The following is a 23,382-nucleotide window of genomic DNA, read 5'->3' as shown; positions in this document are numbered from 1 at the left end:
GGCTGCTTAATTCATACTAAGCAATTCCTTAATTTCCTCTTCACTAAGACTCTTAAACATCGTTTCTCCCGGCTGTATGACATTTTCAATCAGTTCCCGTTTTTTCTGCTGCAGGGAGTAGATTTTTTCTTCAATGGTTCCTTCTGTAATCAGACGGAATACCTGGACGACCTTTTTCTGTCCGATGCGGTGGGCGCGGCCGGCTGCCTGCTCTTCAATGGCCGGATTCCACCATAAATCATATAAGATGACGGTGTCTGCGCCTGTAAGGTTTAGGCCTGTTCCACCTGCTTTAAGTGAGATTAAGAAAATTTCCTTCTCTCCCTGGTTAAACCGCTCGGCCATTTCCACCCGTTCTCTGGAAGGTGTTTGTCCATCTAAATAAAAGGCATCCATTCCAGCATCGGTAAGCTTCTGCTGAATGATTTGCAGCATGCTTGAGAACTGGGAAAAGATAAGCATTCGCTGATTGTTTTCCCGGGCATTTTCGACGATTTCCAGCAGCTGATTGAGCTTGCCTGATTCACCCTGATAATCTTCAATAAACAGGGATGGATGGCAGCACAGCTGACGCAGCCTTGTTAGACCGGCCAGAATCTTCATCCGGTTCTTTTGAAATCCTTCTGCAGCAATGGCATTGGCTGCTTCCCCCTGAATTTGTTCTAAATAACCGAGGTAAAGCTGTTTTTGCTCTTTTGTTAATTCGGAGGTATGAACCGTTTCGATTTTGTCCGGCAGTTCTTTTAATACATCCTGCTTCAGACGGCGCAGGATAAAGGGTCTGCTCATTCTGGATATTTGCTCCTGCGGCAGTGTATTAAAGGTCTTTTTATTTGGGAAAAATCCGGGCATCAGACAATCAAAAATTGACCACAGCTCATCCAGCGAATTTTCAATCGGTGTTCCGCTAAGGGCAAAACGCTTCGTAGCAACGATGGATTTTACAGCTTTAGCCGTTTTGGTTAAATGGTTTTTAATCGCCTGGGCCTCGTCCAGAATCATCGTTGAAAAGGTCAGAGGCTGGTAGACTTCAATATCCTGTCTTAACGAAGGGTAGGAAGTCACAAGGACGTCCGCTTCTGTGGCCTTTTCCAGTTTCCCTCTTCGCTCATCTCTGGTACCACTCACGACAACCACATTTAGCTGTGGAGCAAACTTGGTAAACTCGCTTTTCCAGTTATAGACGAGGGAGGCGGGTGCGACCACGAGAGCCGGCTGGTTGTCCGATTGCTTCTCCTCCCAGTCGGATAAAAGAAAGGCGATAGCTTGAAGTGTTTTCCCCAGCCCCATATCATCCGCTAAAATTCCGCCAAAGCGATAATGGCTCAGGCCCTTCAGCCATTGATAACCAACGTTCTGATACTCACGTAAGTCGGCATTTAAACTCTCAGGCAACGGATATTCACTTTCATCCGGGGTTTTAATATCCCGCAATAACTGGCGGAAGGCCTTATTGTATTTGGCCCCAATTTCCTTGTTCATGTATTTCTCAACCTGCATCCCCCGATAAGCAGGTACGGTGATTTGACCTTCATCCATATTTTCGGGATCAATATTCAGCTCATTCATAAGCTTGGAAATCGGGGTGAAGGCATCATCTTCAAGTGGCACAAAAGTACCATTTGGCAGGCGGTAATATCGCTTTTTCTCCGTAATGGACTGAAAGATATGCTGAATTTCATCAGGATGAATATCTTCAAAATCAAAGTTAATTTCCAGGAAGTTTTCATTTGCATCCAGATCAATCTGGATATCAGGATATTGTCTTTCCTCCAGCATCATTTGTTTGATTTGATTGGTTGTATAAATCGCGATTTTGTCCTCAAGCTTAGGGAGTACATCATAAAGAAAGGAAAAGATCTCATCTTCCTCATCAATGTACAGTTCATTTCCGTTATATTTAAAAGGCGCGCTTTCGATGATGCTCATCACTTCCTGCTCTTTTTCCATGTCGCGAATTAAAATCTGATTGGATTCCTGCCGTTCATCCTTATAATTGCCGAACGGAAAGAAGGTATAGTCATCATAATGATATTCAAGCCGGGCGGTAAGGTGTTCCTCATCAATATCAAGATACAGCTTTGCCTGCAGAGGCGGCTGGATAATGTCGTTTGAGATTTGTTCTTTAATCTGAAGATCACCAATTTGATTCAGGCTGGGCATAACGTGAGATAAGAAGGATTCTATTTGCTCCTTTTTAATAGGTAATGTCCGGTTATGCGTCATGTTTACAATTTTGCCCATTTCATTTAAAATCCCGAGCTGTTTTTGATCAACCTTATAGAAAATATTCTCGGAAAGAACAAATTGATAATCGTTTAAAATGACAGCAGAGTTCAGGAAGTGTAAGTCAAGGTTGTACCCGCTTGCCTGCTGGTTTTGGTCAAGCTCAAAGGTAAAGGGAAGCTCCTCATCTGAACGATAAAATCCTGTATAGGTCCCTGTTTCGCCTTTAAAATGACAATCCCGATGCTGCAGCATTTGTAGCAGACGGTCTGCGTGCAGGGGAGGAATGACCATTTCTCTTGGATCAATGTAGCCGTATTGTAAATTCCGGGACCCCTGATAGAAGCTTTCACTTGTGTAGATTTCCATTAATAGCTGGATAATCTCCTGGTCTTCCTGCTCGAAATAATGAATTTTAGGATCATAGGTGAATTTCTTTGTAAAAATAAGCTCTTTTTGCTGTTGAATATGGCTGAGCAGCTCACGGATTTTCTTGACTACATAAGTTCTCTGTTCACCTATTTTCATTTCAACCGTAAGCAGGGGAGAGTCCCAGATTCTTTGATGTGTTTTTAATATATATTCGCATTTTAACGGTCTGGCAATAATGGATGGCTCGTTTGTCGTATCGGATGTTTCAATATAATCCGAGAACAGTTTAATCATTTCTGTAGCCGGATCAGGCCTTTGACGGCTAATTCTTCTTCTTCTGAACGAAATGTCACTTTCAAATTGTCCAAGGAACTGATGAAGGGCTTCTCTATCAATTGGATCTTGAATCACATCAGCCAGCTCTAAAAAGGCTGCAACGGTATGTTTGCAGGAATGATAGGTTTCATGAGCAGGGCACTCACAAAAATAGGAGATCCCATTTTCCGTAAATTGGATTTCCACGTCATAAACTTCCGTGCCAAAAACGGCTGTACGCCATCTGTGTTCTTCAGCATAATGAGTGAATTGACCAACACGGCCCTGATTATAATATTGCAGTCCTCTTCTATAAATAGACTGGGTAAACTTTCCCTTGTTTAAGTCCATCATATTTTTCATCCTTATTGCTTTTATTTCCATGATTCTACTATTTCTTATAAAATATACTATCTAGTATCCATTTTATCTATTTTATCATAGATAGGAGAAAGATGATTCATCTTCTGACTGAGCAGACATCATAAAGTGAAACTTCCATCAGTGGGGGGTCTCCATCCCCCACTCAGTCTTGTTGGGGTACCCTCAAGACTTGAAGTGGGGGTATTACGGCCAGTTCATGCGTGTTAAAAAAGCATACCAGCTCATTCGGGCTGATATGCTTTCTGATTCCATATACAAATTTAATGGTAAAGGATAGACCTCTATTAAACCTCTTTGTTGTCAGGTTGCTAGGCCTTTTCCTCAAACAACCGGGCAATCTCAATAATGGTTTCTGTTGCTTTTATCATATGGTCCACGGATGCAAACTCATATTTTCCATGGAAGTTTTCGCCGCCTGTAAACAGATTCGGGGTTGGCAGTCCCTTATAGGAAAGCTGCGATCCATCTGTACCACCGCGAATCGGTTCCACGACAGGTTTTATTTCGAGATTTTCCATCGCTTCATAGGCGATGTCCACAATTTCTTTTACAGGTTCGATTTTATCCCGCATGTTATAGTATTGATCTTTCATTTCAAGAATAATGGTGTCCTCACCGTATTTCTGCTGTAAGTTGGATACAATCTGTCTGACGGTCTGTTTGCGTGCCTCAAATTTATCTTTATCATGATCACGGATGATATAAGCCAGGCTGCTCTGCTCTACATCCCCTTCAAAGGAGAGCAGATGATAGAATCCCTCATAGTTTTCCGTATGTTCGGGCGCTTCTTGTACTGGTAATTGCTGATGCAGTTCCATCGCTATTTTCATGGAGTTCACCATTTTACCTTTGGCTGTACCTGGATGAACATTGTTTCCATTTACCGTAATTTTGGCAGCTGCGGCATTAAAGCTTTCATATTGAAGCTCTCCTAATGGACCACCATCTACTGTATAAGCACAGGATGCATTGAATCGTTCCACGTCAAATTTATGCGGTCCCCGGCCAATTTCTTCATCAGGCGTAAAGGCTACTCTGATGGGGCCGTGTTTGATTTCCGGATGCTGAATAAGATAATCCATGGCGGTCATAATTTCTGTTACACCAGCTTTGTTGTCTGCACCAAGAAGAGTGGTACCATCCGTTGTTACCAGGGTGTGACCTTTGTAGTTAGTGAGATTTGGATATTCTTCAGGTGACAGGACGATATGTAAGTCTTCATTTAATTGAATGTCCTCACCATCATAATTTTCTACAAGCTGTGGCTTAACATTTTTACCGGTAAAATCGGTTGCGGTATCGACGTGAGCTAAAAATCCAATGGTGTTGACCTCTTTGTCTGTGTTGGAAGGAAGGGTAGCCATCACATATCCGTTTTCGTCAATCGTAACCTCCTTCATTCCGATTTCTTTTAATTCTTCTACAAGCTGATTGGCCAAGGTTAGCTGGCCGGGTGTGGAAGGGCATTCCTCGTTGTTCTCATTTGATTGCGTATCCACTTGGACATAGGACGTAAATCGTTTTATGATATCCTGCTTCATCATACTCACCTCTAATTTTTAATCTAATAGTAGCATAAACCTTTAAGAGTAAAAAAGAAAACGAGGCCGGGACAAAAATGTTTTTGCTAAAGGGAAATCCGAATTATGATAGGTGCAGGAACCACCGCTATGGAAATATACTTCGCTTTCACCCAAGAGCACAAGTGCGACATCTACTCAAACTCCCTACGGTCGTTTTCGTAGTGTCTTCTTTGCCGTGGGCGGCTGTTGAGCCTCCTCACGCTATCGCGCTGCGGGGTCTCACCTAGGCCTTCCTCCCACGACGAACAGGACGTTCTGGTGTCGGTGTTGGCACAGGACGTGCCGCTTTTAACCGACCAGGAGTCTACGTATATTTCCTCCGCTTAGTTACCTATCATTCGGTTAATGACCAAGCAAATTAGTTATGTCCCAGTCTCGTTATATTTATGCCTGTAATGGCTGGCCAGGTCCTTGTTTTGGCATATCATCTTCCCGGCGAGATTGGAAGAGCCAGACAACGGCAATTAAAACAAATCCTAAAATATCCACATAGTGATTTGGTGAAATTAACATAAGACCTGCAGCGACTAAGACGATACGCTCCCAGGCAAAAGCTTTGCGTTTGAAGTAGCCCATAACCGAGCTGCTTACACCCATCATACCGATAAGAGCTGTAATGACAGCCAGGATCAGTTCAAGCGTCGTGTAATCACCCGATTGAACGAGAATAGGATTGAACACAAAGATATATGGAATGATAAAGGCTGCAATCGCCAGTCGGACGGCTGTAGTTCCGGCTTTGAACGGATTGGCTCGTGCAATCCCTGCACCTGCATAAGCTGCAAGACAAACAGGCGGAGTGATATCTGCCACAATACCAAAGTAGAACACAAATAAGTGAGCGGACAGCATATCAACACCAAATCCGTTAATTAAGGCAGGTGCTGCTACGGTTGCGGTAACAACATAGTTCGCTGTTGTCGGCAGCCCCATACCCAAAATAATACAGGCAATCATCGTAAATAACAGGGCCAGTGGCAGAATTCCCTGTGACAGGGCAATAATGCCGGAAGCAATCTTACTTCCTAATCCTGTCATTCCAACAACCCCGGCAATAATACCGGCTGTACCAACTGCCGCAATAACAGGAAGCGCTACACGAGTTCCCTGCTCAAGTACAAAGATAATTTTCTTGAAGGACATTCGTGTATCTTTCCGTACAAAGCTGGCAAGGAATGCAACGAGGATTCCCATTAAGGCTGCTCTTTGAGGTGTATAACCTGCAAACAGAGTTCCGATGATAGCTACCAGTGGCAGGAGCATGAAGCCCTTGGATAACAGCAGTTTTTTCGCACTTGGCAGCTGATCCTTGGGCATCCCTACAATTCCCTGCTTTTTCGCCTCAAAGTGTGCGCCCATAAAAATGCCGGAAAAATAAAGCAGAGATGGAATTAATGCAGCCAGCATAATGGTTGCATAGTCTGTGCCGGTATATTCAATCATAATAAAGGCAGCAGCCCCCATTATCGGTGGCATCAGTTGTCCGCCGGTTGAAGCCGAAGCCTCAGCGGCAGCGGCAAACTCAGGTTTGAATTTGGCCTTTTTCATCATTGGAATGGTAAAGGATCCTGAAGCTACCGTATTTGCAATGGAACTTCCTGATACCATCCCCTGCATGGCACTGGCTGCAACAGCTGCTTTAGCTGTACCACCTGTAAAACGGCCTGTAAGTGCATAGGCAATATCATTAAAGAACTGTCCAATACCTGTGTGGACTAATAAAACCCCGAATAATAGGAAAAGAAAGATAAATTTCGCCGATACCTGTACAGGAATACCAAATACCGCATTTTCTCTGAACCATAAATCCGTAAATACTTTTTCAAACGAAAAGCCAGCGTGTGATAGCATATTGGCAGGAATTAAATTTCCGAAGAGCGCATATAGAATTGTAACGGAAGCAACGATGACAATCGGAAGACCAACACATCTTCTGGTTGCTTCTAATAAGAGGAGTACCCCTAAAATTGAAATGATTATATCAAGTGATGAGTACCCGTGAACACGTGCATCTAAAATAGCATCAAACTGAATAATTTTATAGTAGCCTACGAAAATCGCTGTAAATGCTAAAACGACGTCATACCATGGGATTCCATTTTTATGCAATCCTTTTTTAACTGGATAGAGTAAAAAGATAACCCCAAGTGCTGTACCGACGTGGACGGCACCCTGAATCTGTGATTGTAAGGTTCCATAAAAGCCTGTGTATAAATGGAATACCGTTAAATAGACCCCGAGGAACGTAACAATCCAGGCCCATTTCCCAATGTTTTTTCGATAATTACTTTCTTTATCGTATTTCTCTAATAGTTCTTGCTCGGATAATTGCTCACCGTTTTCGTCAGTGATTTCCGATGTGAGACGCTCGTCTTCTTTGTTGTTTTTTGTGTGATTCTTATTGTTGTTTTTCGCCACACCTTTCACCACCTTTAACAAAATTAACTCGAATAAAGGGGGACCGGACACGCTGTGTCAGGTCCCCACCAGTTTATCGTTCTATCAATTTTTCGGCGTTTCCGCCTATGTTGATTACTCAGCTAATTCCTCTAAACTATTAATTCCGGTTTCTTCGCGAGTAATAATCTGCATAACTTCTGGGTAAATATGGCCGATAAAGGCAAAGTTTTCAACAGGCTCACCTTCAAATTCGCCTTCCCCATTGTAAGCGTCCTGTGCTGGTACGTGTACAGTCATACCAAGATCCATATTTCCTTGACCAATGCTGGCAAGGTTTTCAACGGATGCCCCGGTTTCTGTGGCTGTCACGTTTACCCCATCAATGTTCTGGCTCCAAATGGTTGCCATTTCACCGCCAAGTGGGTAGTACGTACCACCTGAGCTTCCTGTACCTAAAACAAATTCTTCTTTACGGCTTTCTGCTGTAGCGCTTACTTCCGCTTCTTCAGATTCAACCGTCAACCCTTGTTCTTCATAATATTTTTTAGCCCCAGGGTGAATGGGAAGACCCTGTGATCCATTTAAGGCATTCTCTAATGTAGTGTGGTCGGATTGAGCGTGGGTGTTATCATCTGCATTTTCTACGGAGATTTTTGCCAATTCATAAGCGAGTTCGTTATCGATTGTATCTGTGTTTCCAACTAAAACAGCATAAGCTGTCACTGTTTTTACATCCTCATCCTGAAAGTCATAGGATCCAGCTGGAATGGTGTATTCTAAATAACCCAGATTTTCCTCTACATAACTAATGGTTTCATCCGACAGGCTAAGAAGCTTAGCGTCCCCTGATGTCGCCTGGAGGTCATTTACACTTCCGGCTGGTAAGCCTAATAACCCCAGTGAAACGTCAATGTTTCCATCCTGCAATCCATCCTTAGCATCGCCAAAGCCTTCTTCATAAGCCTTGTAATGCTCATCTTCTTTCAGTCCGGCACCTTCAAGAATTACGGATGCAGCTGCCTGTGTTCCACTTCCAGCAGGTCCAATAGCGATATTAGCATCGCCACCGCCGCCACATGCAGCAAGGACTAGTGCCATGATGGAAAAGATTACTAGAGTGATAGTCTTTTTCATCTGAAATCCCCCTTAAATTTTTTTATATCATTCTCAATGAAGGCTAATTCTCTATCAAAATCAGACTAAAATCCATTGAGAACGTTCACATCATGAAGTATGTAAAAAAGCATGTACTACTTCAACTGTATTTTATTTTAACATAAAAATCTTTATTATGGTTAATATTCTTTTAAAAAATCAAATCATTTTATATAATGAACAAATTTCGCAAAGACATAATTTCACATATTGCCTTCCATACTATAAAATAAAGAGAGATTACTGTTAGAAAGGATGAACATCATGTCAAAACAGCATATAGGTGTTGTTGGTGCCGGAGTTATGGGGAAGAACTTGGCCTTAAATTTTGAAAGTAAAGGGTATTCAGTAGCATTATATGACATATCTGAAGAAACCATTACTAAAGTCATGGAAGAAAATCCAAATATAAATATGGAAGGAACGAGTCATTTAGAACAATTTATAGAAATGCTGGAATTACCGAGAAAGATCATACTAATGGTTCCGGCCGGAGATATAACCGATAAAGCCATTGACTCATTGCTGCCTCATTTGGATGCCGGTGACATTTTAATGGATGGTGGTAATACATATTTTGAAAATACTGTACGAAGAAATAAGTATTTAGCCAGCAGGGGCATCCACTTCCTGGGTGTCGGTGTGTCCGGGGGATCAGAAGGGGCACGTATTGGTCCTTCCCTGATGCCGGGAGGAGACAAGAAAGCCTATGAGAAAGTGTCTTCCATGTTGAAGGATATTGCAGCTCAGGAAGACGGGGATCCATGTGTTTCGTATGTTGGACCGGATGGAGCCGGCCATTACGTGAAGATGGTGCATAATGGCATTGAATATGGGGATATGCAGTTGATTTCTGAAGCCTATTTCTTTCTTAAACATACATTGCAGCTATCCAATGAAGAACTGCATGACATATTCTCCGAGTGGAACAAGGGTGAACTGGACAGTTATTTGATTGAAATTACAGCTGATATTTTCACCAAGATTGACGAGGAAACAGGGAACTCATTAGTCGATATGATTCTTGATACCGCCGGACAAAAGGGAACCGGAAAATGGACAAGTCAAAGTGCGCTGGATTTAGGAGTTTCTCTGCCGGCCATCACGGAGTCTGTTTTCGCACGCTTTATCTCTGCGCGGAAGGAAGAGCGCGTCGCCGCAAGTAAAGTACTGCAGGGTCCGGATCGTGTTCAGGACTTGAATATTGATAAAAACGAGCTTGTGGAAGCTGTCCGCCAGGCCTTATATATGAGTAAAATCTGCTCCTATGCTCAAGGGTTTGATCAATTAAAGGCAGCTTCAGAGGAGTATGACTGGAACCTGAACTTTGGAGAAATTGCCATGCTATGGAGAGAGGGCTGTATCATCAGAGCAGGATTCCTCCAGAACATTAAAGAAGCCTATGACCGTAACCCGCAATTGGATAATCTGATCCTTGACTCTTACTTTAAAGAGGTTGTGGAATCCTACCAGACGTCGTTGCGGAAGGTGATTTCCATCGCCGTTCAACAAGGTCTTCCAGTGCCGGCATTTTCAGGTGCCCTGTCTTATTATGACAGCTATCGCACAGAGACCCTGCCTGCCAATTTGCTGCAGGCCCAGCGTGATTATTTCGGGTCACACACCTATCAGCGAATTGACAAAGAAGGAACCTTCCATACAGATTGGCAGGAAAAATAGAACGTAAAACAGAAAATGCGATTCATTCGAAGTTATCTGGATCAATTCCTAAAAAGCTCTTAATTCTTATATCTTTGGACGAATCATAAATGGCCCATATAAAAGCCCTCATGGCATGGCAGAAATACCATTCCATGAGGGCTATTCTTATAACCGACTTTAGATTTACCAATCCAATGGCCACCAGTGAAAGCCGTCCTGAGCCAGGAGATGCTCTGATTCCTTTGGTCCCAGAGATCCGGCTTCATAGTTTGGAAATTGAGCAGCCTTTTTTTGCTGCCATGCATTAAAGATTTCATCTACATACTTCCATGACAGCGCCACCTCATCCCAATGGGTAAAGTTTGTAGCGTCTCCTTTAATCGCATCATTTAACAGTTTTTCATACGCTTCAGGTGTGTTTAACTTATCCGTTGAAGTATGCGCATAGTCCAGCTTAACCGGAGTAGTTTGACCGGAAAGATCAAGCTTCTCACCATTTAAAATAAGAGAAATTCCCTCTTCCGGCTGGATATGGATCACCAGCAGGTTCGGGTGAACGTCCTCATCGGTTTTGTAATATAAGTTCATTGGCATTTCCTTGAACTGGATGGCAATCTTCGTCGACTTCTCGGCCATTCTCTTGCCTGTCCTAATGTAAAACGGAACGCCGGCCCATCGGAAGTTGTCAATTAATAATTTACCCGCAACAAATGTTTCGGTATTGGAATCCGGATCCACGTTAGGCTCGCTCCGATAGCCTGGAACCTCATTCCCCTTGACGTTTCCAGGGCCATATTGACCTCTGACAAAGTATTCATCGACCTGATCACCTGAAACCGGTCGTAATGCGCGTAACGCTTTTATTTTTTCGCTTCGAATCTCCTCTGTTGTCAAGCGGATTGGAGGCTCCATAGCGAGAAGGGCCACCATTTGCAGCATATGATTCTGAACCATATCCCGTAAGGCCCCGGACTTATCATAGTAGCCGCCGCGTTCTTCCACTCCCAGGGTTTCACTGGAGGTAATCTGAATATTGGAGATGTGCCGATTGTTCCATAGAGGTTCGAAAATGGCATTTGCAAAACGAATGACTTCAATGTTCTGCACCATTTCTTTTCCTAAATAATGGTCAATACGGTAGATTTCATCCTCTCGAAAGGCTTCACGAATTTCATTATTTAACTGTCGGGCTGAAGGGAGGTCGTGACCAAACGGCTTTTCAATCATTAATCGGTTCCAGCCGGTTTCATTGGTAAGTCCTTCAGATTTCAAATAGGAAGCGATGGGACCGAAAAATTGTGGAGCCATAGCTAAATAAAACATTCGATTACAAGGAATGTTAAATTCGCCCTCAAGATCGTTAATGAGACGGTTTAAATTCTGATACGATTCCTTGCTTGTAACATCTAAAGATATGTAATGGAAGTGAGCCAGAAAATCATCAAGATGGTCTTCATTGATTTCCGTCTTGGACTCATCCAGAGATTTTTTTACATTTTCCCGAAGTGTCTCATGACTCCAATTCCGTCTCGCTGCTCCAATCACAGCAAAATTCGGACCTAATTCACCTTTTGCAAATAAATTATATATGGAAGGAAATAGCTTGCGTTTGGCTAAGTCCCCTGTCGCACCGAAAATAACAATTGTACACGATGTTTCGTTCCTGTTTGTCAATGCAATCCTCACCTTTGTTAAAAATATCTTCAGGCCATGCTGGGTTCTACTCATAGCATGACCAGAAATCTGTAATTTTAGTGAATTCCTTCAAAAAGTATAAATCACTTTATAAGGGATATCAATTTATTGGATTGATTAAACTTTACTGTTATATACAGGAATATTTTGAAACCATTAAGCTGCTGAAACGTATGCATGATTGGCAACGTTAAAACATTGGAAAGGGTGAAACATGTGGAAACAGTATTAACAGTCGACCGTCTTGGGAAGTCCTTCAAGGATACAAGAATCATTCGTGATATTTCCTTTCATGTGAAAAAGGGAGAAATCATGGCTATATTAGGGCCAAATGGAGCGGGGAAAACAACGACCATTCGCAGCATTATGGGGATTATGTATCCTGATGAAGGGTCTGTTGAATTTCATAACCATACCTCCAAGGAAATTCCGAGGCATAAAATCGGCTATTTACCTGAAGAGCGGGGTTTATATAAAAATGTGAAGGTCATGGACATTCTTTTGTATTTTGCGGAATTAAAGGATTATCCTTTAAAGAAAGCAAAGCAGCGAGCGCTGGAATATCTGAAAAAGTTTGGATTGGAAGGAAAGGATCAGGTTTCCATTGAGGAATTATCGAAAGGGATGGGGCAGAAGGTTCAGTTTATTGCCTCCATTATTCACGAGCCGGAATTGCTTATCTTAGACGAACCGTTTTCTGGTTTAGATCCAGTCAGTCAGGAAGTTTTTAAGGATGAAATCAAGGAATTGGCTCAAAATGGAACGGCCATTTTATTATCCTCTCATCAGATGAATCTGGTTGAGCAATTGTGCGACCGATTATTTTTAATTCATCGGGGCCAAAAAATCATTTACGGTACCATTGATGAGGTGAAAAAGGAATATGCCAACTTTAAATGTACCATTCTCGGTTCTCATAACCGGGAGGAATTAGAGGGTATGACACAAGTGCAACGAGTGGAACAGAACGACAATGTAAGCACGCTTTATTTAGCTCAGAATGTACATATCCCAACGTGGCTGAAGCAATTACCGGATAACTTGGAAATTCAGGAGCTCAGGATCGATCGTGTTTCCTTACATGAAATTTTTGTAGATATTGCCACAGGTAAGAATCTCATGGAAGAAGGAGGTATATCCAGCGATGCGGAATAGTATGAAGGTAGCGAAGTGGGAATATAAACGCAATATGAAGAATAAGTCCTTTATTATTTCATTATTTTTAACTCCGCTGTTGTTTTTAGTGTTTTTTAATTTGCCTCTATTGTTTGATAATGATGAAGCAGAAGAAGCAGGTCCGCAAATTCATATATATGATGAGCTTGGAGTGTGGAGTGAGCTTAAAAATCAGCTCCCGGAAGAACAGACAGAAAACTGGCAGGAAATCGATGCCTTTAAGTCAGAGGAAGAAATCATTCAGGAATTGGAAAATGAAGAAAATACAGCATACATCATGTTAACGGAGGACGTATTGAAAAGCGGCTCGGTTCATGTGTATATGAGTAAGGATTTAAATGAAAATGCAGTTTTTCAAGCCAATATTTTAGAGCATCCCTTATTGGCTCAGAAGCTTGCGGACATGGGTTTAACCAGCGAACAGGCACAAATAGCAGCCAGCGGGATTACCTTTGAACCTGTGACGCCGGAATCAGCCAGTCAAACTCAGGCTTCAGAAAACGAAGGGCAAAGTCAGGAGGAGCTGCTGGAACGAGTGGTTCCGGTTGCTTTTGCAGGTGTCATTTTATTCTCGATTTTAATCACAGGAATGATGATTTTCCAGAGTGCCTCTCAGGAGAAAAAAGAGAAAGTGGCTGAAATAGTCCTATCATCCTTAACACCGGAAGAGCTCATGCAGGGAAAAATTTACGGTTATTTTGCATTGGGAATCACACAGGTCGCAGCATGGATGGTTCTTATTCTTCCGTTTCTCGCCTGGAGAGTGGATATACCATTTCTTGAATACTTACTGGTCCCGGAGCTATTTTTACTAATATTTATTGCGATTGCCGGATATCTTCTGTTTGCCTCCATCTTTGTAAGTATTGGTGCAACTGTTGAAGATATGAACAGCACGAGTAACTTCCAGGGAATGCTGTTTATGCTTCCATTTTTGCCGGCGATATTTATCGGTCCGATTATGTCTGACCCAAGTGGAATTATTGCTCAGGTCGGAACCTATTTTCCTATCACGACACCAGGCGTTCTGTTAGTCAGATTAGCGATGCTTGAGGAATGGCCGTGGATAGAGATCATTATCGCAATCGCCATTTTAATCGTGAGTATTTGGGTATTTATGAAATTGGCAGGGAAAATCTTTAAAACAGGTATTCTTATGTATGGAAAGGATGCCACTCCTAAAGAAATTTGGAAATGGATTCGCCAATAGGAGCACGCTGGTAAAATCGTTCGATACTAAGGACCACTGGAAAAACAGCATGGCTTAGATTAGGGAGCACTCAGTTTTTAGTCTGGGTGCTCTTATTTATCACGCATTAACTGGCTGTAAAACCCCCACTTAGTCTTGAGGTTACCCCAACAAGACTAAGTGGGGGATAAACGGCCAGTAAATTCCTGATAAGTTCAACTAACCATCAGTGGGGAATGGAAAAACCCCCCACTGATGGAAGTACCACTTTATAGGGACTATTTTTAACAGCTGGTAAGTTGAGGCAAGCATTCTGTGTGAACAACAAATAAATAGTGAGAACTATCGGAATTCTGTGTTACGATAGAATCAACTAAAATGTGGAAGAAGAAGGTGGCTATTATTCTCTCAACAAACCAACCCATACTATCGATAAAAAATCTGGAAAAATCCTATGGAGTGAATCAGGTTTTAAATGGGATTGATTTATCCGTTTATAAAGGACAGATTATTGGATATATCGGACCTAATGGGGCAGGAAAAAGTACAACCGTAAAAATTATGCTCGGGCTTGAACAGAATTATTCAGGTCAGGTTGAGATTTTTGGCAGTGATATCGCAAATGAACCGGTGGAATATAAGCGCAGGGTAGGGTATGTGCCTGAAGTTGCCGACCTCTATGATAATTTAACCGCACATGAATATCTCACTTTTATTGGTGAACTGTATGGAGTGGATTCTGATAGTGTGGATCAGAAGGCTCAAAAGCTTATGAGTCTATTTGGGCTGGAAGACGTTTATCATAGTCGAATATCATCCTTTTCCAAAGGGATGAAGCAAAAGACGTTGATTATTTCCAGTCTCCTGCATAATCCTGATCTATTATTTCTGGATGAACCGATTGGCGGGTTAGATGCCAACAGTGTCATGGTTTTTAAGGAGGTTTTGGCACAGCTTGCTGCGCAGGGAAAAACGATTTTTTACTCCTCACATATTATGGATGTGGTAGAGAAAATCAGCAACCGTATTATCCTTTTAAATGAAGGTCGGATTGTAGCTGATGGAAGCTTTGAAGAATTAAAACAGAAAAACCAAGAGGGAACATTGGAAGAGATTTTTAACCAACTGACCGGGTTTGATGAGCATAAGGATATGGCTGAACAATTTGTTTCCATTGTTCAGGAGATGTGATAAGGATGAAGGAATTTCCTACACTAAAATTTCTGAACCGTTTCAAATGGGTGTTTGAAAAAATGGGGGTTCAATATCCTTTATTAAGAAGTATTCTTCAGGTTAAGCTCACAATGGACCAAAGAAGGGTACCGACGATTTTTGATCAATCAAATGCTAAGAAGAAAGATCAAAACCATTTTTTAAAGTCATTAGGACTATATGCTTTTTACGGTCTTTTTCTTATTCCTTTTATTGTAATGGGCAATCAGTATCTATTTCAGATGAGTATGTTGTTTGGGCTAATGATGTTCATTGTCATGACGTCGATGATATCTGACTTCTCAACCGTATTGCTGGATGTGCGGGATCGTACAATTTTGTCTACCAGACCTGTTAATCGTAAGACAATCAGTACAGCCAAAGCCCTGCATATTATTATTTATTTGTTTTTTATTACGTTTGCAATGGTTGGTATTCCGCTGATCGTAAGTCTATTCACGAAAGGAATCCTATTTGCTTTCCTGTTATTGTTAGCCGTTGTGTTGGTCGATATATTTGTTGTTGTGATGACGAGCTTTCTGTATTTTTTCGTTTTGAGGTTTTTTGATGGGGAGAAATTAAAGGATATTATTAATTACGTACAAATAGGTCTTAGCATCTCACTAATTGTTGGCTATCAGATTTTAATCCGGGCCTTTGAGTTTGTTGATTTGGAAGTCAGCTTTTCACCTGATTGGTGGCATATCTTTTTCCCGCCAATTTGGTTTGCAGCTCCCTTTGAAGTCTGGCTTGGTTCTGCTGGTGGTCCACTACTCTTCTTTTATTCAGCATTGGCCTTTGTTGTACCTGTTATTGCGCTTATCATTTATGTTAAGCTGATGCCCGTATTTGAGAACCATCTGCAAAAGCTGTCCGATCACGGTGGCCAAAAGCAGCGAAAAAGGAAATGGAGTTACAGCACACTCCTGAAACTCATCTGTTATACGAAGCAGGAGAGAGCCTTTTTCCGTTTTGCAAGCCTGATGCTAAGTAAGGAACGAGAATTTCGGCTGAAGGTTTATCCTTCATTAGGATTATCTCTGGTCTTTCCGTTTATCTTTTTATTTAACGAATTTCAGAATAAAAGTTTAGAAGAGGTCGCTTCCGGTAATTTTTATCTTTCCCTTTATTTTGGCTCCATTATGATTCCTACAGCCGTCATTATGCTGAAATATTCCGGTACGTATAAAGGGGCCTGGATATATCGAACAATGCCTGTTGAGGATTATAAATATTTATATAAAGGGATGTTAAAAGCATTTATCGTTAAACTTTATGTGCCTATTTTTCTATTCGTTGGTGCTGTCTTTCTCTGGATCTATGGCGGAAGTATTTTGGAAGACTTACTTGCTATTTTTTTAAGCACGTGTTTATATGTGGCTTTATGTTTTACGATGATCAGAGGTACATTGCCTTTTTCTGAATCCTTTGAAGTCGCTCAGCAAAGCGAAGGCTGGACTACACTGCCTTTTATCATTCTTCTTGGTGGCTTTTGGGTCATCCACTTATTCGTATTGAACCTGGCCTACGGAGTGCTCGGATATATCGTGATTCTCATGCTGGGCAATTTAGTCGCTTGGAGGAAGATCGTTCGATAAGTTTTACTATATAAAATAAGCCACGACCTCTTGCCTATAGTAGGCAAGAGTCGTGGCTTTTGTAAACAAAGTGGGGATCTTTACGTTTACTCCATTACCGGATAAACGCCATTTTCATCATGGACCTCTTTACCGGTTAATGGTGGGTTGAATACACAAACCATGCGCATATCGCCGCCTTCATAAGCGCGGAGCAAATGCTCATCATGTTCATCAAGGGCATAAAGCGTACCGGCTTTAATTGGCCATACTTTATTATCCTTCAAAGTCACAACTTCCCCTTCACCTTCAATGCAATAAACGGCTTCCAGGTGATTTTGATACCAGATATGGGTTTCTGTGCCCGCTTTGATAATCGTATCATTGACGGAATACCCCATGTTATCCTTTTTGTTAATTAAGCGGCGACTTACCCAATTGCCTCCGTCCACATCATTTTCAGTGCCTAGAACATCTTCTAATTTTACTACTTTCATGTTAACTTCCTCCCCTGGTTTTAATTCATAATTGGTTCTTTAACGAGTGTTTTAACACTTTGTTCTATGATGTCAAACCCTTTTTTGAGGGCGTCATCATCAATATTCATAGCTGGGAATAGTTTAAAGACTTCATCCTCAGGACCGGACGTTTCCATAATTAGACCGTGCTTAAAGGCCTCTTCAGCCACTTTGGAAGCAAGGCCATCTACGCCACAGGCAATACCAGCCATAAGGCCGCGTCCGCGTACTTCTCCTTTAAGCTCAGGAAACTTATTATTCAGTTGAGTAAGGAATTCCTCAACCATTTTTCCTTTTCGCTGGATTTCTTTTTCAAATTTGTCATCCTTCCAGTAGTCAAGGGCAGCGGCTGCGGTTACAAACGCATGATTATTCCCTCTGAAGGTTCCGTTATGTTCACCTGGATTCCACACATCCAGCTCCGGCCGGAACAGGGTGATGGCAAATGGAACCCCGTAGCCACTGAGAGATTTGGACAGACAGACGATGTCCGGTTTGATACCCGCAGGCTCAAAGCTGAAGAATGTGCCTGTTCTTCCGACTCCTGCCTGAATATCATCCACAATCAGCAGAATATCCCAGCGCTTACAGATGGCTTCGATCCGCTTTAGCCATTCTAAACGGGCTGCGTTAATTCCGCCCTCACCTTGTACGGTTTCCACTATCATAGCGGCAGGAATATCCACACCACTTCCGCCATCTTCAAGGAAACGCTCAAGGTAATCTAATGTATCGTAATTGTCTGAAACATAATTATCGTATGGCATCGTTACCGCATTCTGTAACGGAACCCCTGCCCCTTTTCGTTTGGCAGCATTTCCTGTTACGGAAAGCGAGCCGATGGTCATTCCGTGAAATCCGTTGGTAAAGCTTATGATATCGGTTCGGCCCGTTACTTTACGAGCCAGCTTAAGTGCACTTTCCACGCTGTTTGTTCCTGTAGGGCCCGGAAACATCATTTTATACTCCAGGTTTCTTGGCTTTAAAATCACGTCATTAAACTTTTGGATAAATTCCGCTTTTGTGTTCGTAGCTTTATCCAGGGAGTGAGTGATGCCGTCCTGTTCGATATACTCAATAAGCTTTTTCTTCATCTTTTCGTCATTATGACCATAGTTCAGAGCGCCTGCACCTGAGAAGAAATCGATGTATTCACGACCCTGTTCATCCCAGATTTTGTGGCCTTTGGCTTTTGTGAACACAGTAGGAAAGCTGCGGCAGTAACTGCGTACCACGGATTCGTACTTTTCAAAAATTTCCATATCAGTATGACTCAAACTTTTTCCTCCTTCATTTTTTTACCTAATGGATAGGTCTTTTAAAAATGACTTTACTTCCAGTATTTCTCTATATATCAATCACACGTTTTCAGTCATTATTAACTACCGAGGAGTAAGCATCTTACTAAAGTGGGCCAATTCTGAAGGCCAGCTCTTCCTCGTGATCATCCGTTGGGAATAAATCTTCTGTGAAGCATTCCGAGACTTTGCAATCTGTATTATGCTTGCGAGCCAAACCTCGGAATAAGGATTGTGATGCTCTGTTTGAAGGCGTTACGGTTGCTTCAACGTAGCGGACATCCTCGCACGCCTCACGCTGAATTAATTCATTTAACAATCTGGATGCAATTCCCTTTCCTTGCTGGGAAGAATCAACCCCAATTTGCCAAACAAACACAACATCTGGCTTCTCTGGAGGGATAAATGCGGTAACAAAGCCTGCTAACTTATCATTTTCTTTTGCGACCACACATGTGTCGGCAAAATACTCACACATCATAATGTACTTATAGGGTGAGTTCTGATCGAGGCTGGAATCGTTTACTAATTCCCACATCGCAGAGCCATCTGTCACATCGGGTTTTTCGAACGTAATGGAATCCGATTGCTTCGATGGCGTAAGAACCATTTGACTATTAATAATAACTGCTCCCTTCGTTTACGTAATTTTCAATACATTTATTATCATAAAGATGACAGAAATTTTCTTCAAATTAGTTTAAGTGTGATTCGAGTGGTTTATTTATGCTTTGAAAGGATGAATCGAGTTCACATGGACGATTATTAAAATTGCTTATGTATTGTTAATATTTCTAACGATTATTAGAAATATGGCTTCAGAAGAATAACAAAGAGGCAGAATGCATAAAATTCTTGCTTTAGCGCTTTAAAGCAAGTGGGGACAGTCCCCGCGTAAAAATTTTTTAACAAACTGTTTATTATTTTTACAAAGTAAGATTTTGTCCTTTTGATCTTCCTTCTTGAACTTGATAGAGTTATATTTTTATTTTCCTATATTAATAGGCTTTCATCGTAGGAATTCATTTTTTAATCATATCTTGGCATGATTTTTGCATAATTGGTTAGGTGGAGTGAAAAGGGGTGTGAATGAGACATGCAGGAATTATGGGATTACATGATTAACAATCAGACTCTAATTTGGACGTATACGCTGGAGCATATGCAATTAGTGGGGCTTTCTGTTGTGATTGCCATTGCTATTGGTGTGCCGTTGGGGATCTATTTAACAACGAACGATTATTTAGCTGAAACTGTCTTGCAGATGGCGAATGTCATTATGACCATACCTAGTATTGCTTTATTTGGCATTATGATTCCGATTCTCTCTTTGATTGATCAGGGGATTGGCTTTGTTCCAGCGGTTATCGCGCTTATTTTATATTCCCAATTGCCGATTATCCGAAACACCTATGTGGCCATTAAAAACGTAGATCCACATATTAAAGATGCTGCGAAGGGGATGGGAATGAACACCATACAAAAATTACGCAAAGTGGAAATCCCCAATGCACTTCCCGTTATTATGGCAGGGGTAAGACAGGCCGTCATTATGAATATAGGGATTGGAGCCATCGCAGCATTTATTGGTGCTGGTGGCCTCGGTGTATTAATCAATCAGGGAATAGCGAGAACAAATTCTACCATCGTAATGGCGGGAGCGATTGCGATTTCGATTATGGCGATTGTCGTTGATATGCTGCTCGGATTGTTTCAGAAGAAAATGACACCTAAAGGTCTTGAAGAAGATCTGAAATCGTAAGGAGTGAATAGATTGATTGACTTTAATCACGTAACAAAAGTATTTAATGACGACATTAAAGCTGTTGATGATATCAGTTTTCATGTACCTGAAGGAAATATTGTTGTCTTTCTGGGACCTTCAGGCTGCGGAAAGACAACGACCCTCCGTATGGTCAATCGCCTGGAGTCCATTTCGGAAGGTACGATTTCCGTAAATGGAAACAGTGTGAATGAGTTAAACCCTATTGAGCTGAGAAGAAACATTGGTTACGTCATTCAGCATAATGGGCTTTTTCCAAATATGACGATTGAGCAGAATGTTATGGCCGTACCTGATCTGCTCGGCTGGGACCGTAAGAAGAAAAAGGATCGGTTTAACTATTTAATGGATTTAGTTGGATTAAATCCTGACCAGTTTCGAAAGAGGTATCCTCATGAACTGTCAGGTGGTCAGCAGCAGAGAATCGGAATCATTCGTGCGATGGCCGCTGATCCACCGGTAATGTTAATGGATGAACCATTTGGTGCCTTGGATCCAATCATCCGGTCTCATATTCAAAATGAGTTTTTACAAATTCAGGAGGAGGTCCAGAAAACCATCCTGTTTGTAAGTCACGATATTGATGAGGCCATTAAGATGGGAGATAAGGTTGCCATATTCCGGGAAGGGCAATTGATGCAGTACGATGCACCCGATGAGATCCTCGCCCATCCGACCAATGATTTTGTAAGAAAGTTTGTCGGGAAGGATCGTGCTCTGAAAAGTTTAAGCCTGCATCATATTCAGGACCTTGTGAATGAACAGCATTTGAATCAGGCAGATGAAACGAACAAGCAACAGAAAACAGTGCCTATTCATACAAACCTGAAGGATGCCCTTTCTATCCTGTTAAACCAGGAAGCGGAACAATTAGTCGTACAATCCGGAGACAATCAAATCGGAGCTTTAACCATCCAGGATATCGAAAACTATTTACATGAAAAAATAATGTAAGAGGAGGGAAACCAATGAATAGAAAAAAACTCCTCGCAACCCTGCTCAAGGCTTTGCTATCCATACTAACGGTACTATTTTTTGTTTGGAGTTATCGATCAGGATATTATCAATTGATCTTTGATGATCCAGAAGGTTTCTGGTTTTTATTCCAACAGCATTTAAAGATGGTGCTGCTGTCCTCATCACTGGCGATTGCATTATCTGTCCCATTGGGAATTCTGGTCACCAGGCCTAAATTTAAAAAAGTACAATGGCTGATTATGAATACGGCGAATCTGGGTCAGACGATTCCGAGTTTGGCGATCCTGGCTTTGGCCATGACGTGGATGGGTATTGGCTTTAAGCCGGCTGTATTTGCCTTATTTCTTTATTCATTACTGCCCATTCTTCGTAATACCGTAGCGGGAATAGATTCAATTAAACCCGAACTGTTGGACGCTGCCCGGGGGATGGGGTACAAACCCTATCAGATTCTTTTTAAAATTGAGTTGCCGAATGCAGCCTTTTCCATTTTTGCTGGTATCCGTACAGCTGTCGTTTTAAATATTGGTACAGCTGCACTTGCTTATTTAGTCGGCGGAGGTGGATTAGGTGACTGGATCTTTACAGGGATTATGATGAGGGACAATATTTACTTGCTTTCAGGAGCTGTTCCTGTCACCTTATTGGCACTATTTGCAGATCTGACTCTGCGTATTATTGAAGGTTTTGTTATATCAAAAGGTGTGCGCCAATCTGTTGAAGCAGATTGATGACAAATAAAGGGAAAAATTTTTTAGAGGAGGATATCAACATGAAAAAGGTTTTATCATTCTTATTAGTGCTTTCTTTAGTATTTGTTGCCGCATGTGGCGGTGGCGGTTCTGAGGAATCATCCGGTAATGAAGGTTCTGGAGATGGAGAGAAAAAGCTTGTCATTGGAGCAAAAAACTTTACCGAGCAGTTCGTTCTATCTAAAATTCTTTCCATTTACTTAAAAGAAAACGGCTATGAAGTTGAAGAGAAAAATAATATGGCCAGTCAGGTTGTCCGTACGGCCCTGGAAAATCAACAGGTTGACCTTTATTGGGAATACACCGGTACAAGTCTGGTAACTTATAATGACCAGGATCCAATAGCAGATGCTGATCAGGCCTATGAAGCTGTAAAAGAAATTGATAAGAAAAATGGAATTGTCTGGTTAAATCCGGCCGATGTTAACAATACGTATACATTAATGATGAGACAGGATGATTCAGACGAATTAGGCATCAAGACAATCAGCGATTTGGCTGAATATATGAATGAAAATCCGGATGAATTACTTATAGGAACAAATGCTGAATTCGCGACACGCCCTGATGGTATTAAAGGGGTTCAGAAAACTTATGGGTTTGAGGTTCCATCCAGTAATTTGAAGAAAATGGATTCTGGTCTGTTCTATCAGGCACTAAGAGATGGCCAGGTTGATGTTGCTACCGGATTTATGACCGATAGCCGCATTAAGGCATTTGATCTGGTAACGCTTGAAGACGACAAAAACTTCTTCCCGGCTTACCATGCAGCCATTACGGTTCATGAGGACTCATTAGCCAAGTACCCTGAATTGGAAGAGCTGCTAAAACCGCTTGCTGAAAATCTTGACTCAGAAACGATGATGGATTTGAATTATCGTGTGGATATCGATGAAGAAAGCGAGACAGATGTAGCAAGAAGCTGGTTAGTTGAAAATGGATTAATAGAAGAATAAGTGGAGGATTTTTAAAAGCGGAGGTGACCATACGTTGCCTTCGCTTTTTTGAATTCCTTCCCAACTTAGATATAATAATACCTGTACCTATTTATCACGAATAAAGCTGTAATAGTCTACCTTTATGTAAAACAAACAGTAAAGGTAGGGG

Annotated in this window: 17 protein-coding genes; 9 read left to right on the top strand and 8 right to left on the bottom strand. The window is 41.7% G+C overall.

Translation table 11 applies throughout. The annotated features are described in order from the left end of the window. Positions 1 to 6: 6 nt before the first annotated feature. The 4 genes from ABD006_RS06270 to ABD006_RS06255 form a co-directional block, all read right to left on the bottom strand. The gene (locus ABD006_RS06270) at positions 7 to 3,264 is read right to left on the bottom strand and encodes an SNF2 helicase associated domain-containing protein (RefSeq protein WP_343838851.1); all 3,258 of its coding nucleotides are present in this window, start codon (positions 3,262 to 3,264) and stop codon (positions 7 to 9) included. Between the two features lie 341 nt (positions 3,265 to 3,605). Beyond that, entirely contained in the window at positions 3,606 to 4,838 is a 1,233-nt protein-coding gene (gene pepT, locus ABD006_RS06265) for a peptidase T (RefSeq protein WP_343838849.1), read from the bottom strand. Between the two features lie 426 nt (positions 4,839 to 5,264). Beyond that, complete coding sequence (locus tag ABD006_RS06260) at positions 5,265 to 7,232, bottom strand: TRAP transporter permease (RefSeq protein WP_343839037.1); 1,968 nt, start codon at positions 7,230 to 7,232, stop codon at positions 5,265 to 5,267. A gap of 180 nt (positions 7,233 to 7,412) precedes the next feature. Next, a complete protein-coding gene (locus tag ABD006_RS06255; protein WP_343838847.1) occupies positions 7,413 to 8,414 on the bottom strand; it encodes a TAXI family TRAP transporter solute-binding subunit in 1,002 nt (333 codons plus the stop codon). Positions 8,415 to 8,699: 285 nt separating this feature from the next. Here ABD006_RS06255 and gndA point away from each other — a divergent pair, with 285 nt between their 5' ends. Then, positions 8,700 to 10,115 carry an NADP-dependent phosphogluconate dehydrogenase gene (gene gndA, locus ABD006_RS06250; protein WP_343838845.1) on the top strand — a complete coding sequence of 472 codons (1,416 nt, stop codon included), beginning with the start codon at positions 8,700 to 8,702 and terminating at the stop codon, positions 10,113 to 10,115. A 165-nt stretch (positions 10,116 to 10,280) separates the two neighbouring features. Here gndA and zwf read toward each other — a convergent pair whose 3' ends face one another. Continuing rightward, a complete protein-coding gene (zwf, locus tag ABD006_RS06245) occupies positions 10,281 to 11,771 on the bottom strand; it encodes a glucose-6-phosphate dehydrogenase (RefSeq protein ID WP_425542197.1) in 1,491 nt (496 codons plus the stop codon). 237 nt (positions 11,772 to 12,008) lie between these two features. On the opposite strand from zwf, the gene ABD006_RS06240 reads away from it, so the two are divergent. The 4 genes from ABD006_RS06240 (at position 12,009) to ABD006_RS06225 (ending at position 16,967) form a co-directional block, all read left to right on the top strand. Further along, positions 12,009 to 12,947: an ABC transporter ATP-binding protein gene (locus tag ABD006_RS06240; RefSeq protein ID WP_343839035.1), complete on the top strand. Its 939-nt coding sequence runs from the start codon at positions 12,009 to 12,011 to the stop codon at positions 12,945 to 12,947. A gap of 1 nt (position 12,948) precedes the next feature. Continuing rightward, positions 12,949 to 14,178 carry an ABC transporter permease gene (locus ABD006_RS06235; RefSeq protein WP_343838841.1) on the top strand — a complete coding sequence of 410 codons (1,230 nt, stop codon included), beginning with the start codon at positions 12,949 to 12,951 and terminating at the stop codon, positions 14,176 to 14,178. Positions 14,179 to 14,535: 357 nt separating this feature from the next. Continuing rightward, on the top strand, positions 14,536 to 15,348 hold the full coding sequence (locus ABD006_RS06230) for an ABC transporter ATP-binding protein (protein ID WP_343838839.1): 813 nt from the start codon (positions 14,536 to 14,538) through the stop codon (positions 15,346 to 15,348). A 5-nt stretch (positions 15,349 to 15,353) separates the two neighbouring features. Beyond that, a complete protein-coding gene (locus ABD006_RS06225; RefSeq protein ID WP_343838837.1) occupies positions 15,354 to 16,967 on the top strand; it encodes a hypothetical protein in 1,614 nt (537 codons plus the stop codon). Between the two features lie 86 nt (positions 16,968 to 17,053). On the opposite strand, the gene ABD006_RS06220 is transcribed toward ABD006_RS06225, so the two are convergent. The 3 genes from ABD006_RS06220 to ectA all read right to left on the bottom strand — a co-directional run bounded on the left by ABD006_RS06220 (position 17,054) and on the right by ectA (position 19,372). Continuing rightward, complete coding sequence (locus tag ABD006_RS06220) at positions 17,054 to 17,443, bottom strand: ectoine synthase (RefSeq protein ID WP_343838835.1); 390 nt, start codon at positions 17,441 to 17,443, stop codon at positions 17,054 to 17,056. Between the two features lie 20 nt (positions 17,444 to 17,463). Next, positions 17,464 to 18,741 carry a diaminobutyrate--2-oxoglutarate transaminase gene (ectB, locus tag ABD006_RS06215; protein WP_343838833.1) on the bottom strand — a complete coding sequence of 426 codons (1,278 nt, stop codon included), beginning with the start codon at positions 18,739 to 18,741 and terminating at the stop codon, positions 17,464 to 17,466. 127 nt (positions 18,742 to 18,868) lie between these two features. Beyond that, complete coding sequence (gene ectA, locus ABD006_RS06210; protein WP_343838831.1) at positions 18,869 to 19,372, bottom strand: diaminobutyrate acetyltransferase; 504 nt, start codon at positions 19,370 to 19,372, stop codon at positions 18,869 to 18,871. Between the two features lie 486 nt (positions 19,373 to 19,858). On the opposite strand from ectA, the gene ABD006_RS06205 reads away from it, so the two are divergent. Genes ABD006_RS06205 through ABD006_RS06190 form a run of 4 tightly spaced genes read left to right on the top strand, consistent with a single transcriptional unit; the run spans position 19,859 to position 23,231 of the window. Beyond that, positions 19,859 to 20,524 carry an ABC transporter permease gene (locus ABD006_RS06205; RefSeq protein ID WP_343838829.1) on the top strand — a complete coding sequence of 222 codons (666 nt, stop codon included), beginning with the start codon at positions 19,859 to 19,861 and terminating at the stop codon, positions 20,522 to 20,524. Positions 20,525 to 20,527: 3 nt separating this feature from the next. Then, positions 20,528 to 21,499, top strand: coding sequence for an ABC transporter ATP-binding protein (locus tag ABD006_RS06200; protein WP_343838827.1), 972 nt, complete (start codon positions 20,528 to 20,530; stop codon positions 21,497 to 21,499). Between the two features lie 14 nt (positions 21,500 to 21,513). After that, positions 21,514 to 22,254 (top strand): ABC transporter permease, encoded by a 741-nt coding sequence (locus tag ABD006_RS06195; RefSeq protein WP_343838825.1) that lies wholly within the window; start codon positions 21,514 to 21,516, stop codon positions 22,252 to 22,254. 41 nt (positions 22,255 to 22,295) lie between these two features. Next, positions 22,296 to 23,231, top strand: a complete 936-nt coding sequence (locus ABD006_RS06190; protein ID WP_343838823.1) for a glycine betaine ABC transporter substrate-binding protein — start codon at positions 22,296 to 22,298, stop codon at positions 23,229 to 23,231. Positions 23,232 to 23,382 lie beyond the last annotated feature (151 nt).

Origin of the sequence: Salinibacillus aidingensis, assembly GCF_039522525.1 — a bacterium.
In the GTDB taxonomy this organism is placed as follows: domain Bacteria; phylum Bacillota; class Bacilli; order Bacillales; family Alkalibacillaceae; genus Salinibacillus; species Salinibacillus aidingensis.
This window is presented reverse-complemented; position numbering and strand designations above follow the sequence as displayed.